Source organism: Bisgaardia hudsonensis (genome assembly GCF_004345785.1).
Classification (GTDB): domain Bacteria; phylum Pseudomonadota; class Gammaproteobacteria; order Enterobacterales; family Pasteurellaceae; genus Bisgaardia; species Bisgaardia hudsonensis.
The window spans coordinates 254,011-268,571 of the sequence record NZ_SLXI01000001.1; the positions used below are offsets into that span (position 1 = coordinate 254,011).

Annotated in this window: 11 protein-coding genes; 5 read left to right on the top strand and 6 right to left on the bottom strand. The window is 34.9% G+C overall.

What is annotated here, in order from left to right; all coding sequences use genetic code 11:
* Positions 1-24: 24 nt before the first annotated feature.
* From betA to glnA, 5 genes are all read right to left on the bottom strand, one after another.
* Complete coding sequence (gene betA, locus EV697_RS01240) at positions 25-1,722, bottom strand: choline dehydrogenase (RefSeq protein WP_132021738.1); 1,698 nt, start codon at positions 1,720-1,722, stop codon at positions 25-27.
* Positions 1,723-1,765: 43 nt separating this feature from the next.
* Positions 1,766-3,247 carry a betaine-aldehyde dehydrogenase gene (gene betB, locus EV697_RS01245; RefSeq protein ID WP_132021740.1) on the bottom strand — a complete coding sequence of 494 codons (1,482 nt, stop codon included), beginning with the start codon at positions 3,245-3,247 and terminating at the stop codon, positions 1,766-1,768.
* Between the two features lie 394 nt (positions 3,248-3,641).
* The gene (gene ychF / locus EV697_RS01250; protein WP_132021742.1) at positions 3,642-4,733 is read right to left on the bottom strand and encodes a redox-regulated ATPase YchF; all 1,092 of its coding nucleotides are present in this window, start codon (positions 4,731-4,733) and stop codon (positions 3,642-3,644) included.
* Between the two features lie 59 nt (positions 4,734-4,792).
* Entirely contained in the window at positions 4,793-5,380 is a 588-nt protein-coding gene (pth, locus tag EV697_RS01255; RefSeq protein WP_132021744.1) for an aminoacyl-tRNA hydrolase, read from the bottom strand.
* Between the two features lie 204 nt (positions 5,381-5,584).
* The gene (gene glnA, locus EV697_RS01260) at positions 5,585-7,003 is read right to left on the bottom strand and encodes a type I glutamate--ammonia ligase (RefSeq protein WP_132021746.1); all 1,419 of its coding nucleotides are present in this window, start codon (positions 7,001-7,003) and stop codon (positions 5,585-5,587) included.
* A gap of 230 nt (positions 7,004-7,233) precedes the next feature.
* On the opposite strand from glnA, the gene typA reads away from it, so the two are divergent.
* The gene (gene typA, locus EV697_RS01265) at positions 7,234-9,084 is read left to right on the top strand and encodes a translational GTPase TypA (protein WP_132021748.1); all 1,851 of its coding nucleotides are present in this window, start codon (positions 7,234-7,236) and stop codon (positions 9,082-9,084) included.
* 80 nt (positions 9,085-9,164) lie between these two features.
* On the opposite strand, the gene EV697_RS01270 is transcribed toward typA, so the two are convergent.
* Complete coding sequence (locus tag EV697_RS01270) at positions 9,165-9,440, bottom strand: GrxA family glutaredoxin (protein ID WP_132021750.1); 276 nt, start codon at positions 9,438-9,440, stop codon at positions 9,165-9,167.
* A 197-nt stretch (positions 9,441-9,637) separates the two neighbouring features.
* On the opposite strand from EV697_RS01270, the gene rlmKL reads away from it, so the two are divergent.
* The 4 genes from rlmKL to msrA all read left to right on the top strand — a co-directional run bounded on the left by rlmKL (position 9,638) and on the right by msrA (position 14,561).
* A complete protein-coding gene (gene rlmKL, locus EV697_RS01275) occupies positions 9,638-11,797 on the top strand; it encodes a bifunctional 23S rRNA (guanine(2069)-N(7))-methyltransferase RlmK/23S rRNA (guanine(2445)-N(2))-methyltransferase RlmL (RefSeq protein WP_132021752.1) in 2,160 nt (719 codons plus the stop codon).
* A gap of 25 nt (positions 11,798-11,822) precedes the next feature.
* Positions 11,823-12,524, top strand: coding sequence for a hydroxyacylglutathione hydrolase (gene gloB / locus EV697_RS01280; RefSeq protein WP_132021754.1), 702 nt, complete (start codon positions 11,823-11,825; stop codon positions 12,522-12,524).
* Between the two features lie 183 nt (positions 12,525-12,707).
* The gene (hemA, locus tag EV697_RS01285; protein ID WP_132021756.1) at positions 12,708-14,003 is read left to right on the top strand and encodes a glutamyl-tRNA reductase; all 1,296 of its coding nucleotides are present in this window, start codon (positions 12,708-12,710) and stop codon (positions 14,001-14,003) included.
* 51 nt (positions 14,004-14,054) lie between these two features.
* The gene (gene msrA / locus EV697_RS01290; RefSeq protein ID WP_132021758.1) at positions 14,055-14,561 is read left to right on the top strand and encodes a peptide-methionine (S)-S-oxide reductase MsrA; all 507 of its coding nucleotides are present in this window, start codon (positions 14,055-14,057) and stop codon (positions 14,559-14,561) included.

The following is a 14,561-nucleotide window of genomic DNA, read 5'->3' on the forward strand; positions in this document are numbered from 1 at the left end:
CTTATCAAAAGTTAAAAAGTGCGGTTATTTTTTAGGTTGATATTTTCTAAGTGGTGCTTTACGTAATGGTGCACCATTGGCAACAAAATAGTCCGCTGTTGATCGAGGTAATTGAATGCCTTTTATTTTATCGGCAATTTTTTCTGCCATCATTACAGTCGTTGCGTTTAAGTTACCACTAATAATATTTGGCATAATAGAGGCGTCAACGACTCGCAAGCCCTCAATACCATGCACAAGTCCTTCACCATTTACCACTGAATTATTATCTTCACCCATCGCACAAGTACAAGATGGGTGGTAGGCGGTTTCTGCATGGTTACGTACATAGTCATCTAATTGCTCATCGGTAACGACATCTTCTGAAGGGGATAATGCTTTACCTCGGAAGGGATCAAGTGCTGGTTGATGCATAATCTCTCTGGTAATACGCATAGCTTCCCTAAATTCTCTCCAGTCTTGTTCATGAGACATATAATTAAATAAAATACTTGGGTGAACTGTTGGATCAATAGATTTTAATTTAACACGCCCACGGCTAGGTGAACGTAATGAACCTACATGAGCTTGGAAACTATGTGAATCACTTGCATTGGTTCCATCGTAACGAACTGCTAATGGCAAAAAGTGATATTGGATATTTGGATGTGTAAATTCTTCGTGAGTACGAATAAAACCACCGCCTTCAAAATGATTAGTTGCACCTAATCCTGTTCCTAAGAATAGCCATTCTGCACCAATAGGTGGTTTATTCCACCATTTATTTGCAGGAGCAATAGAAACAGGTTGAGTACATTCATATTGCATATAAAGCTCTAAATGATCTTGTAAATTATTACCTACACCTGGTAAATCAAGTATTTCATTTATACCTAATTCTTTAAGCCATTCTCCAGGCCCTATTCCTGAACGTTGTAATAATTGCGGTGAAGCAATAGCACCAGATGAGACGATAACTTCTTGTGTCACGTGGAAAGTTTTAATTGTTCCTTTGTGTAACACTTTTACACCAACGGCTCTTTTTCCTTCAAATAAGATCACATCAGTTAATGCGTGCGTCAAAATAGTTAAATTTTCACGAGGTTTGGCGAGATCAAGATAACCACGAGCAGTAGAGGCTCTGCGACCTTTTGGTGTTACGAAGCGATCCATTGGACCAAAGCCTTCTTGTTGATAGCCATTTAAATCATCTGTTCTTGGATAACCTGCTTGCACGCCTGCTTCGATCATTGCTTCATATAATGGATTTTGATTTGGTTTAGCTGTAGTCATTTCAACTGGGCCACCAACGCCGTGATAGTCATTTTCGCCAGCATCTCTATTTTCAGCCTTTTTGAAATAAGGAAGGCAATCTAGATAAGACCAATTTTCAAGTCCTTTTATTTTTGCCCAATCATCAAAATCTAAAGCATTACCACGAATATAGCACATACCATTAATTAATGATGAGCCTCCTAAGCCTTTACCACGACCACAATCCATTATACGATTATTCATATGTGGTTCAGGATCGGTTTTATAACCCCAGTTATACATTCTTCCTTGTAATGGCATAGCCAATGCAGCTGGCATTTGAGTTCTGAAATCAAAACGATAATCAGGATGTCCAGCTTCTAATAATAAAACTTTTGTATTAGGATTTTCGGTTAAACGAGTAGCAAGCACATTTCCTGCTGAGCCAGCGCCGACAATAATATAATCAAATTCTTTTTTTTCTGTCATAATTAGTTTCCTTGTTATTCTTTATTTTATTCGTGTATAGTTATTAGAATACTGATTCAAATTTTCCCAATTCGACTTGAATTGATTTAGTTTGTGTATAATGAAGTAATGTTTGTATGCCATTTTCTCGCCCTATACCTGATTGCTTGTAACCACCAACAGGCATTTGAGCCGCTGATTCTCCCCAAGTATTAATCCAACAAATTCCTGATTCTATTTGTGCAATAATACGATGTGCTTTTATTAGATCTTTAGTTACTATGCCAGCCGCTAATCCATATTCTGTATTATTTGCACGTTGAATCACTTCTTCTTCTGTGTCATAGCCTAAGATTGACATCACTGGTCCAAAGATTTCTTCTCTTACTATTTCCATATCATCAGTACAATCTGTGAATACGGTAGGATAAACAAATGCGCCTTTTGATAATTTAGTATCGGTTGTTTTTTTTCCACCACAGAGTAAACGAGCTTTAGATTGTTTACCTAATTCAATGTAATGTAAGACTTTTTCCATATGTGGAAAACTTGCTAATGGCCCCATATTAGTATTTTCATTCATTGGATCACCAATGTTAATTCGTTTTACTTTTTCTATGATTTTATTTTCAAAGGCTTCTTTTATAGAATTTGCTACGAATACTCTTGTTCCATTGGTGCAGACTTGTCCTGTGCTATAAAAATTCGCCATCATTGCAATATCTGTTGCAAGTTCAATATCGGTATCTTCACAAATGATTAATGGTGATTTACCGCCAAGTTCCATCGTAACATCTTTTAAAGAAGAGCTTGCTGCAGCACTCATTACTTTTTTACCTGTTGGTACACTTCCAGTAAAAGAGATTTTAGCTATTTCAGGGTGATTTGTTAAAGCACTACCTACTTCATGATTTCCTTGAACCACATTGAAAACACCATCTGGTAATCCTGCCTCAGTAAATATTTCCGCTAATTTTAAAGCAGATAGTGGCGTAACCTCTGATGGTTTAAAAATCATAGCATTACCAGCCGCAAGAGCAGGGGCTGCTTTCCACATCGCAATTTGTATAGGATAATTCCAAGCACCGATACCAGCTACAACTCCTAACGGTTCTTGGCGAGTATAAACAAAACTGGTTTCTCTAAGGGGAATTTGTCTGCCTTCAATGGCTGTCGCTAAGCCAGCATAATATTCAATCACATCAGCTCCAGTAACAATATCAACATATTTTGTTTCAGAAATTGCTTTCCCTGTATCTAAGGTTTCAAGTATTGCTAGTTCATCATTTCGATTACGTAAAATTTCTACTGCTTTTAACAAAATTCGACTACGTTCTACGGCAGTCATTGTAGCCCAAATTTTTTGCCCTTTTTGTGCGGCTTTTACTGCTTCATTGATTTGTGAAATGGTGGTTTGTTGAATAGTTGTTAATACTTGGTTATTTGCGGGATTAATACTCTGAAAAGTGGGAAGTGAATTATCTACGGGTAAATATTGACCATTGATATAAGCGGTGGGGGTTTGATTAAAATATTTATTAATCATAAGTTCTCCTAAATTAATATTTAATAATGGAGCCCTGATAATATAGATGATGTTAGTAGTAAGTAGTGTTTTATTATTAACAATAAAGGTAGAAATTTGTATATTTCATATGATGTACTCTTTTTTATCAGAAATGTATCAATGCGGCAAATATAGTGTGATTTCTTTATATACAGGACTTTTCTGTCTTTCTAATATACGCTTTTAGAAATAGGAAATCAAATTTTATACTGATTTTTATTTGTTTTATATTATATTACTTTGGTGATTTATCTTTTTCACTATTATTATACTAATTTTTAACAAAAAAATAATATTCTATTAAACTATCTAAAAAAAGACCGCACTTTTAGGATTGGTGCGGTCTTTTTCTGTAAGTCAAATCTTAGTTAAATTAGACGTTAAATCTAAAATGCATTACATCGCCATCTTGAACAATGTAATCTTTTCCTTCTAATCGCCATTTTCCAGCTTCTTTTGCACCATTTTCGCCTTTATATTGAACAAAGTCTTCATAAGCAATTACTTCTGCTCGAATAAAGCCCTTTTCAAAATCGGTATGAATGACCGCGGCTGCTTTAGGTGCTGTTGCGCCTATGGCAACAGTCCAAGCTCGAACTTCTTTTACACCAGCAGTAAAATAGGTTTGTAAGTTGAGTAATGAATAGCCAGCTCGAATAACACGGTTTAATCCTGGTTCTTCAATACCAAGATCTTGTAAAAACTCTACTTTTTCTTCATCATCAAGCTCTGCTATTTCTGATTCAATAGCTGCACAAACAGGAACAACGACCGCACCTTCTTTCTCTGCTATTTCACGCACACGATCTAAGTAGGGATTATTTTCAAAGCCATCTTCATTAACATTAGCAATATACATTGTTGGTTTTAAAGTAAGGAAATTATAGCTTTTAATAGCGTGTAATTCGTCTTTATCTAATCCTACGGATCGGATCATTCCAGCATTTTCTAATACAGGTAAGATTTTTTCCATAATAGATAATTCAAATTTAGCTTCTTTATCACCACCTTTTGCACGTTTTTGTAAACGTTGGATTGCACGTTCACAACTATCTAAATCAGATAAAGCTAATTCTGTATTGATAATTTCAATATCAGAAGCTGGATCAATTTTCCCCGCTACGTGGACAATATCATCATTTTCAAAACAGCGTACTACATGACCAATAGCATCAGTTTCACGAATATTAGCTAAAAATTTATTTCCTAATCCTTCACCTTTACTTGCTCCAGCGACTAAACCTGCGATATCCACAAACTCCATAGTGGTAGGTAAGACACGTTGTGGGTTAACAATTTCAGCAAGTGCATCTAATCGAGGATCAGGCATTGGTACGACACCAGTGTTGGGTTCAATGGTACAGAAAGGGTAGTTTGCCGCTTCAATACCAGCTTTTGTTAATGCGTTAAAAAGGGTTGATTTACCAACGTTAGGTAAACCCACGATACCACATTTAAATCCCATAATATTTTCCTTTGTAGTTGTTTGGCTTTTTCTTTAGTTGCCAGTAAATAAATAATCTGTTATTCAGCTTTAAAGCTATTTAAACGATTTGTTGCTTTGTTAATTCCATCTTTAATGAGTATTTCTATACATATAGTTGCTTCATCTAATACTTTATTTATCAGTTGCCAATCAGTCGGAGAAGGTTTACTGAGTACATAAGAAGATACTAAGTTTTTGTCGCCTGGATGACCAATTCCTATGCGTAGTCGGTAGAAATTTTTATTATTGCTAAGTTGAGCAATGGTATCCTTTAATCCATTATGACCACCGTGCCCGCCGCCTTGTTTAATTTTTGCGACACCAGGAGGAAGATCAAGTTCATCGTGAATAATTAAGATTTCTTCTGGTGAAATACGATAAAAATTAGCTAAAGTAGCAATTGATTTACCACTTAAATTCATAAACGTAGTAGGTACTAGAAAGCGGATCTCTTTTCCATTGACTAAAGTGCGGGCAGTTTTCCCAAAGAATTTATTTTCTTCTTTTAAATTAAAATTAAATTGTTTGCTTAATTGATTAATCAACCATTCACCTGCATTGTGGCGAGTTTCTGTGTATTTATCACCGGGATTAGCTAGCCCAACAATTAATTTTATTTCTGACATTTCTGTATTTCCAATAATATTAAAGATGTATTTAGCTTATTAACAGCTAAAAAATAGCTATACATTGTATCGGAAAAGAAATCGTTACTCAATTATAAGAGAAGAAAAGAACGGATTGTTAGGTAATAGAAAATAATAAATTAATATGCTTAATATAACAAAAGCACCTGATAAGGTGCTTTTATGTTTAAATTTGATAAACAATTAAGAGTAATACATCTCAAATTCAACAGGATGAGGCGTCATATTAAGACGTTCCACTTCTTTGCGTTTCATCGTAACAAAAGCGTCAATAAATTCTTTACTAAATACATTACCTTGAATGAGGAAGTCATAATCTTTTTCAAGTGAATTGAGTGCTTCTTCTAATGAACTTGCCACAGCTGGAATTTCTTTTAATTCTTCAGGTGGAAGATCATAAAGATTTTTATCCATTGCATCGCCAGGATGTATTTTATTGCTAATACCATCTAATCCAGCCATTAATAATGCAGAAAATGCAAGATATGGGTTTGCCATTGGATCAGGGAAACGTGCTTCTATACGAATGGCTTTTGGTGTAGTTACCGCAGGAATACGAATAGATGCAGAACGATTGCTCGCAGAATAGGCTAATAAAACAGGTGCTTCAAATCCAGGAACTAAACGTTTATATGAGTTCGTTGAAGGATTGGTAAAGGCGTTTAATGCTTTTGCGTGTTTAATAATACCACCAATGAAATAGAGTGCGGTTTCAGATAGTCCTGCATATTTGTCGCCTTGGAAAAGATTTTTTCCATCTTTGCTTAATGACATATTACAGTGCATTCCTGAGCCATTATCGCCAGTAATAGGTTTTGGCATAAAGCAAGCGGTTTTACCATGTTCATAAGCCACATTTTGTACGACGTATTTATAAATTTGTGTTTCATCGGCTTTTGATACTAGCGTATTGAATTTAGTCGCAATTTCATTTTGACCAGCGGTAGCAACCTCATGATGATGCGCTTCTATTACTAATCCCATTTCCTCTAAGATTAAACACATCTCAGAACGAATATCGTGAGCAGTATCATTTGGCGCTACTGCACAATATCCGCCTTTTTTGAGTGGGCGATAACCATTGTTACCATCTTCGTAGCGACGGTTGGTATTCCAAGCTGCTTCTATGTCATCTACTTCATAAGAATTACCATTTGATGAAATACCAAAACGTACATCATCAAATAAGAAAAATTCAGGTTCTGGACCAACAAAAGCTTCATCTGCTATGCCAGTAGAACGCATATAAGTTTCTGCACGAATGGCAATGGAGCGAGGATCTCGATCATAACTTTGCATTGTTGTTGGTTCATAAATACTACAACGAATGGAAAGGGTTGGAATTTGAGCAAAAGGATCGACAACAGCTGTTTCTGCAATAGGCATTAACAGCATATCTGCTTTATTGATTGCTTTCCAGCCTTCAACAGAAGAACCATCAAACATTTTCCCATCTTCAAAAATGTCTTCATCAATTAGACTTGCAGGTAAAGAAACACCATGTTCTTTTCCTTTTATATCCGTAAAACGCAGAAGAACAAATTTGATATCATTTTCTTCTATGAGTTTAAATACATTCGCAATAGCTGCTGCATTTGGCATAAATTAAGACCCTCTGTTTATTCTAGTGAATATGGTAAAGAAGTTATTATAAATCAAGTTACTCAAAATATCATAGAATAAAATTATTCAAGAATAAATTTCTTTTTATAGTTTAATTGTTGAAAAAGTAGTATAATCAGCCCCCTTTCATATAGTATTGTAGAAAAGTTATTCGATTTTTCTACATATATGATAAGACTACTTATATATTTATTAAAAAGAAAATTCAAATGACAAATAAAATTGATACAAATAAATTGCGTAATATCGCAATTATTGCTCACGTTGACCATGGTAAAACTACACTTGTTGACAAATTATTACAACAATCTGGTACTTTTGGTGAAGTACGTGGTGAAGCTGATGAGCGAGTAATGGACTCGAATGATATTGAGAAAGAACGTGGTATCACGATTCTTGCAAAAAATACGGCAATAAATTGGAATGATTACCGAATTAATATTGTAGATACACCAGGACATGCTGACTTCGGTGGCGAGGTTGAGCGTGTACTTTCAATGGTGGATTCTGTGTTATTAGTTGTTGATGCGTTTGATGGTCCAATGCCACAAACTCGTTTTGTAACACAAAAAGCATTTGCACATGGTTTAAAACCAATAGTGGTAATTAATAAAGTGGATAGACCTGGAGCGAGACCTGACTGGGTAGTTGATCAAGTTTTTGATCTTTTCGTTAATCTTGGTGCAACTGACGAACAATTAGATTTCCCTATTATTTATGCTTCAGCATTAAATGGTGTGGCTGGGCTTGAGCACGAAGAATTAGCTCCAGATATGACACCATTATTTGAAGCAATCGTAAAACACGTTAGCCCACCTGATGTACATTTAGACGCCCCATTCCAAATGCAAATATCACAATTAGACCATAATAATTATGTCGGTGTTATTGGTATTGGACGTATTAAACGTGGTTCAGTTAAATCCAATCAAGCGGTAACATTAATTGATGAAAATGGTAAGACACGTAATGGACGTATCGGGCAAGTATTAGGACATTTAGGTTTACAACGTTATGAAGTAGAAGAAGCCTTTGCTGGTGATATTGTTGCGATTACAGGTCTTGGCGATTTAAATATTTCAGATACTATTTGCGATATTAATAATGTAGAAGCACTACCACCATTAACCGTTGATGAACCAACTGTAACAATGTTTTTCTGTGTTAATACTTCACCATTCTGTGGTAAAGAAGGAAAATATGTCACATCTCGTCAAATCCTTGAACGTTTGAAGAAAGAATTAGTACATAACGTTGCCTTACGAGTTGAAGAAACAGAAGATCCTGATGCATTCCGTGTTTCTGGTCGTGGTGAATTACATCTATCTGTATTGATTGAAAATATGCGTCGTGAAGGCTATGAATTAGCGGTATCTCGTCCGAAAGTTATTTTCAAAGAAATTGATGGACGTAAACAAGAGCCTTACGAACAAGTAACTATTGATATTGAAGAACAACATCAAGGTTCAGTAATGGAAGCGTTAGGGTTACGCAAAGGTGAAGTACGTGATATGGCACCAGATGGTAAAGGGCGTACTCGCTTAGAATATGTCATTCCAAGTCGTGGATTAATTGGTTTCCGTAATGAATTTATGACGATGACTTCAGGTACGGGATTATTATACTCAAGCTTTAGTCATTATGGTGATGTTAAAGCTGGTGAAATTGGTCAACGAATGAATGGCGTATTAATTTCTAACGGGACAGGTAAAGCATTGGCTTATGCTCTATATGGTTTACAAGATCGTGGTAAATTAATGATTGATCACGCTGTTGATGTTTATGAAGGTCAAGTTATTGGTATTCATAGTCGTTCTAATGATTTAACTGTCAATGCGTTACAAGGTAAAAAGTTAACAAATATGCGTGCATCAGGAAAAGATGAAGCATTAACATTGACTACACCAATTCATTTTACTTTAGAACAAGCATTAGAGTTTATTGATGATGATGAGTTAGTGGAAGTAACGCCTGTATCTGTGCGTATTCGTAAGCGTTTATTAACTGAAGTTGAACGTAAGCGAGCAGGGCGTACTACAACAAGCACAAGCGTGCGCTAATTAATTATTAGTGATATAAAAAACACCGCACAGTTAAAAGTGCGGTGTTTTTTTATTTAGGAAAATAAGTTTGCTAATTTTTAAGAAAATAACTTGCTAAACCAGCTACCACCTTTTCCCATCAATGCTTCAAAATCAGTACAGCCACCAATATGTTTTTCATCAATAAAGATTTGTGGAACAGTGGTAACTGTTTTACCTGCTAGCACAGATAAATCATCTTTTGTCATTCCTGCTTCATTAATATCTGTATATTGATAATCAAAATCAGATGCTGTATTTTTCAATTCTTCAGCTAAATTTTTTGCTCTTACACAGAATGGACAGCCAGCACGACCATAAATTTTTACAAACACGATAAACCCCTTTTTTAAATTTAAAACACACCGATTGTACCTTATTTTGTCGGAAAGCCTAAAACGTTTTTCAGGATTGCTGTGATTGGTATAATCATTTCTAAATTATCTTGATGAAAAACTAAATTAATTTCCACCGCTCTTTAGTGGTCTGTTATAATTCAGATTAATAGCATATGATTAAATTGAGAATATTAATGAAACAACTTTTTGCTACCACCTCTCGTGGTTTTGAAGAATTACTAAAAGTGGAATTAACAGAGCTTGGTGCAACAGAATGTCGTGTTGTACAAGGTGGTGTTCATTTCCAAGCAACAGATGAAATACAGTATAAAGTATTACTTTGGTCAAGATTAAGCTCAAGGATTTTATTACCTCTAGTTGAAACTAAAATTTATAGTGATCTGGATCTGTATTCCACGGTTATTAGTCAAAATTGGTTGGAACTTTTTGATGAGCGAACCACTTTTTTAGTGGATTTTAATGGAACAAATCAAGATATTCGCCATACCCAATTTGGGGCAATGCGAGTAAAAGATGGGATTGTTGATTATTTTGAACGTAATGGCAAAGCTCGTCCGACAGTTGATAAAGATAATCCAGATATTCGTATTCATACTTATTTAAATCGTGAAAATTTAATTGTTTCTTTAGATTTAAGTGGCGATGCGTTACATATTCGTGGTTATCGAGAAGAAACGGGTAAAGCGCCTTTAAGAGAAACCTTAGCTGCCGCAATTGTGTTACGTTCAGGTTGGCAACAAGGCACGCCTTTGTTAGATCCAATGTGTGGTTCTGGTACATTGCTAATTGAAGCCGCACAAATGGAAGTCAAAATTGCACCGCAGTTATATCGTTTACGTTGGGGATTTGACTTTTGGAAAGGGCATAATCAAGATGCTTGGGACAAGGTAAAAAAAGAAGCGTTATCTCTCGCAGAGTTCGAATGTTCTAAAAATACTCAAGCACATTTTTATGGATTAGATTTAGATCATCGAGTATTAGAAAAAGCGAAAAAAAATGCTAAAAGTGCAGGTGTTGCTCATCTTATTCAATGGAAACAAGGGGATATTGCTAGCTTGCAAAATCCATTTGATAAGGAAAGTATTGGTACAGTTATTTGTAACCCGCCTTATGGTGAACGTATTGGTACGACCCCTGCATTAATCGCCTTATATTCTGTATTTGGACAACGTCTAAAACAGCAGTTCGTAGATTGGAATGTATCTATTTTTAGTGGCGAACCGACATTACTAGATTGTTTACGTTTACGTTCCCATCGTCAATTTAAAGCCAAAAATGGACCTTTAGACTGCGTACAGAAAAACTACCGTATTAGTCAGCGTAAATTATCAGATAATGCAGATAAAAGTGCGGTAGAAAATTCGCTAGAATTTAATGAGAATAGCGTACAAATGGCACCTGATTTTGCTAACCGTTTACAGAAAAATATTAAAAAAATTGAAAAATGGGCAAAACAACAAGGTTTAGATGCTTATCGTTTATATGACGCGGATTTACCTGAATACAATTTAGCGGTCGATCGCTATGCGGATAATATTGTTATTCAAGAATATGCAGCCCCAAAAACGATTGATGAAAATAAGGCACGCCAACGTTTATTAGATGCCGTGAGTGCTACATTAGCAGTAACAGGAATTGAAACCAATAAATTAATTTTAAAAGTACGTCAAAAGCAGAAAGGTACCAATCAATATGAAAAATTAGCACACAAAGGTGAATATTTTTATGTAACAGAATATGGTGCTAAATTGTGGGTAAATTTGACGGATTATTTGGACACAGGATTATTTTTAGATCATCGCTTAACACGTAAAATGCTTGGCGAAATGGCAAAGGATAAAGATTTTTTAAATTTATTTGCTTATACGGGATCGGCTACTGTTCACGCAGCATTAGGGAAAGCAAAATCAACAACCACAGTGGATATGTCGAATACCTATCTTAATTGGGCAGAGCAAAATCTTTTACTTAATGATATTGAAGGTAAGCAACATAAATTGATACAAGCGGATTGTTTACAATGGTTAGAACATTGCGATCGCCAGTTTGATTTGATTTTTGTTGATCCGCCAACATTTTCAAATTCAAAGAGAATGGAAGATAGTTGGGATGTACAGCGTGATCATATTAAATTAATGAGTAATTTAAAACGTATTTTAAGAAAAGAAGGGACGATTGTTTTTTCCAATAATAAACGTGGTTTTAAAATGGATTTTGATGGATTAGCTACATTAGGACTAACTGCGGTGGAAATTTCAGCTAAAACCTTACCATTAGATTTTCAACGTAATAAACAAATTCATAATTGTTGGTTAATTACATTGAAGGCATAATTCTTAATAATAAAATAGGGCATATATGTTACAAGCAATACCGGCATTAACAGATAATTATATTTGGGTATATGGTCGAGAAAATTTACCCGTGATCATTATTGATATACCAGAAACGGAAAATTTATTTCAGTTTATTACGGCTAATGGATTAATGGTGGAAGCCGTATTACTCACCCATAAACACGCCGATCATATTGCTGGGGTAGCAAAGTTTAAAGCGCGTTATCCTAATGTTCCTGTGTTTGGACCAGAAGAATGTGCAACTGAAGTTACCCATATCGTAAAAGAAGGGCATTTTACGACAAATAATTACCATATTGATGTTTTAGAAACAGGTGGTCATACCGAACAACATATTAGTTTTATAGTGGACAATCATCTATTTTGTGGTGATGCGTTATTTTCAGCAGGTTGTGGGCGTGTATTTACAGGGAATTATCAGCAAATGTTTGATTCAATGCAAAAATTTAATGGATTACCTGATGATTCGATTGTTTGCCCTGCTCACGAATATACCCTAAGTAATTTACGTTTTGCAGAAACAGTTGTTGAGGATAAAAGTGCGGTACAAAATTATTTAGAAAAAGTTGAAGCATTACGTTCTAAAGGATTGCCAAGTTTACCGACTACACTTATTTTAGAAAAAAAGATTAATCCCTTTTTGCAAGCTAAAAATCTAGAAGAATTTATTATATTAAGAAAGGCAAAAGATAACTTTAAATAAGGTAATGCTATTGCTGAAATAGTCAATCTTATTTGCTGAAATTGAAACTTTTAATTAGAATAGGCACTCTTTTATTATTTTATTTTCTTGTGGGCGAATTTATTACCGTATCTTAGGATATTATCCTTATTTCATAGGTATTTATTCATTGTATTATTGAGTTAGATTGCGGTATTTATTGTTATGACAATTCTCGTATTAGGTATTAATCACAAAACAGCACCTGTTGCTATTCGTGAGAAAGTTGCGTTTTCAGATGAAAAACGTTGTTTTGCATTGCAAAATATTCACGAATTAGCCTTAGCAGATAGTGCCGTAATTTTATCTACCTGTAACCGAACCGAAATTTATTTTCATAATAAAGGTATCGCACCAGAAGAAACAGATTGTTGGTTAGATAAAATAATACAATGGTTTGCAACAATCCATCATCTTGAAGTCAATGAATTAAATGATTATCTTTACAATAGACAGAATTTACAAGCTACACAACATTTAATGCGAGTCGCTTGTGGATTGGATTCGTTGATTTTAGGTGAACCACAAATTTTAGGACAAGTAAAACAGGCTTTTCAAGTTGCAGAGGCATTTTATCCGGCTAATCAATATCCTTTTTCTAGCGAACTTTCTCGATTATTCCAAAAAGTATTTTCTACCGCAAAACGTGTAAGAACTGAAACGAATATCGGCGAAAGTGCGGTTTCAGTGGCTTATGCCGCTTGTAGTTTAGCTCGTCAGATTTTTGATAGCTTACGTACGTTAAATATTTTACTTGTCGGAGCAGGGGAAACCATTGAATTAGTAAGTCGCCACTTGTTACGACACGGAGTGAAATCATTAACGATTGCGAATCGAACCTTAGAAAATGCGAATAGTTTAGTCGATAAATTAAATACGGATAAGGGCATTAATATTATACCTTTATCAGCGATTTCGGAAACATTAGGAAAAGTGGATATTATTATTAGTTCGACTGGTAGCCCTAATGTATTAATTACTCAAGAAATGGTTATACAAGCTCAGAAATTACGCAAGAATACGCCAATGTTAATTGTGGATATTGCCGTCCCAAGAGATGTAGATGAGTCTGTTAGTGAATTAGAAAGTGTGTATCATTATACGGTTGATGATTTACAAAATATTATTCAACAAAATTTAAGTAATCGTGAACAGGCAGCAGAACAAGCAGAGCAGATTATTCAACAAGAGAGCGTTGATTTTTTTGAGTGGTTGAAGGTTCGCCAATTCTCTGGACTTATTCGTACTTATCGTAGTAATGCGGAGCAAGTTCGTCAAGAATTGTTAGAAAAAGCATTACAATCTCTAAATCAAGGTGAAAGTGCGGAACAAATTTTACAAGAATTGAGTTATAAGTTAATGAATAAATTAACCCATCAACCGACACAAGCTATGCAAGCGATGGTAAAAACAGGAAATTCAACAGGATTGAGAGCATTCTCAAAAGTAATTGATAAATGATTACATATTAGAAACTAATATAGTTCAGAATTAATAGGGAGAATTTGGAATATGCAAAATACAAAAATTATTTATTTAGCGGGCGGCTGTTTTTGGGGAACAGAAGCCTTTATGCAACGTATTAATGGCGTGATTGATGCAGAATCAGGTTATGCTAATGGTAATACCTTAAACCCAACCTATCAAGATGTATGCAGTAATAGCGGACACGCTGAAGTGGTTAAAGTTACTTACGATAATACCCAAATTAGTTTAGAAAAATTATTGGATTATTATTTTAAAGTGATCGATCCAACTAGCCTAAATCAACAAGGTGCAGACAAAGGCGTACAATATCGAACAGGTGTGTATTATGTGGATCCTAATGATAAGCTGATTATTGAAAAATCCTTAGCTGATCTACAAAAACAATATTCTCAACCTTTGGTAGTAGAAAACTTGCCACTAGAGCATTATTTCCCAGCGGAAGCATATCATCAAGATTATTTAGATAAAAATCCAAATGGTTATTGCCATATTGATATTCAATTAATGAATGATCTGCTTAAAAATCAATAA

Excerpts from the sequence above, each read along its gene's own strand:
- typA (WP_132021748.1), top strand. The coding sequence starts at position 7,234 with ATGACAAATAAAATTGATACAAATAAATTGCGTAATATCGCAATTATT.
- betA (WP_132021738.1), bottom strand. The coding sequence starts at position 1,722 with ATGACAGAAAAAAAAGAATTTGATTATATTATTGTCGGCGCTGGCTCA.
- ychF (WP_132021742.1), bottom strand. The coding sequence starts at position 4,733 with ATGGGATTTAAATGTGGTATCGTGGGTTTACCTAACGTTGGTAAATCA.
- rlmKL (WP_132021752.1), top strand. The coding sequence starts at position 9,638 with ATGAAACAACTTTTTGCTACCACCTCTCGTGGTTTTGAAGAATTACTA.
- pth (WP_132021744.1), bottom strand. The coding sequence starts at position 5,380 with ATGTCAGAAATAAAATTAATTGTTGGGCTAGCTAATCCCGGTGATAAA.
- betB (WP_132021740.1), bottom strand. The coding sequence starts at position 3,247 with ATGATTAATAAATATTTTAATCAAACCCCCACCGCTTATATCAATGGT.
- glnA (WP_132021746.1), bottom strand. The coding sequence starts at position 7,003 with ATGCCAAATGCAGCAGCTATTGCGAATGTATTTAAACTCATAGAAGAA.
- gloB (WP_132021754.1), top strand. The coding sequence starts at position 11,823 with ATGTTACAAGCAATACCGGCATTAACAGATAATTATATTTGGGTATAT.
- msrA (WP_132021758.1), top strand. The coding sequence starts at position 14,055 with ATGCAAAATACAAAAATTATTTATTTAGCGGGCGGCTGTTTTTGGGGA.
- hemA (WP_132021756.1), top strand. The coding sequence starts at position 12,708 with ATGACAATTCTCGTATTAGGTATTAATCACAAAACAGCACCTGTTGCT.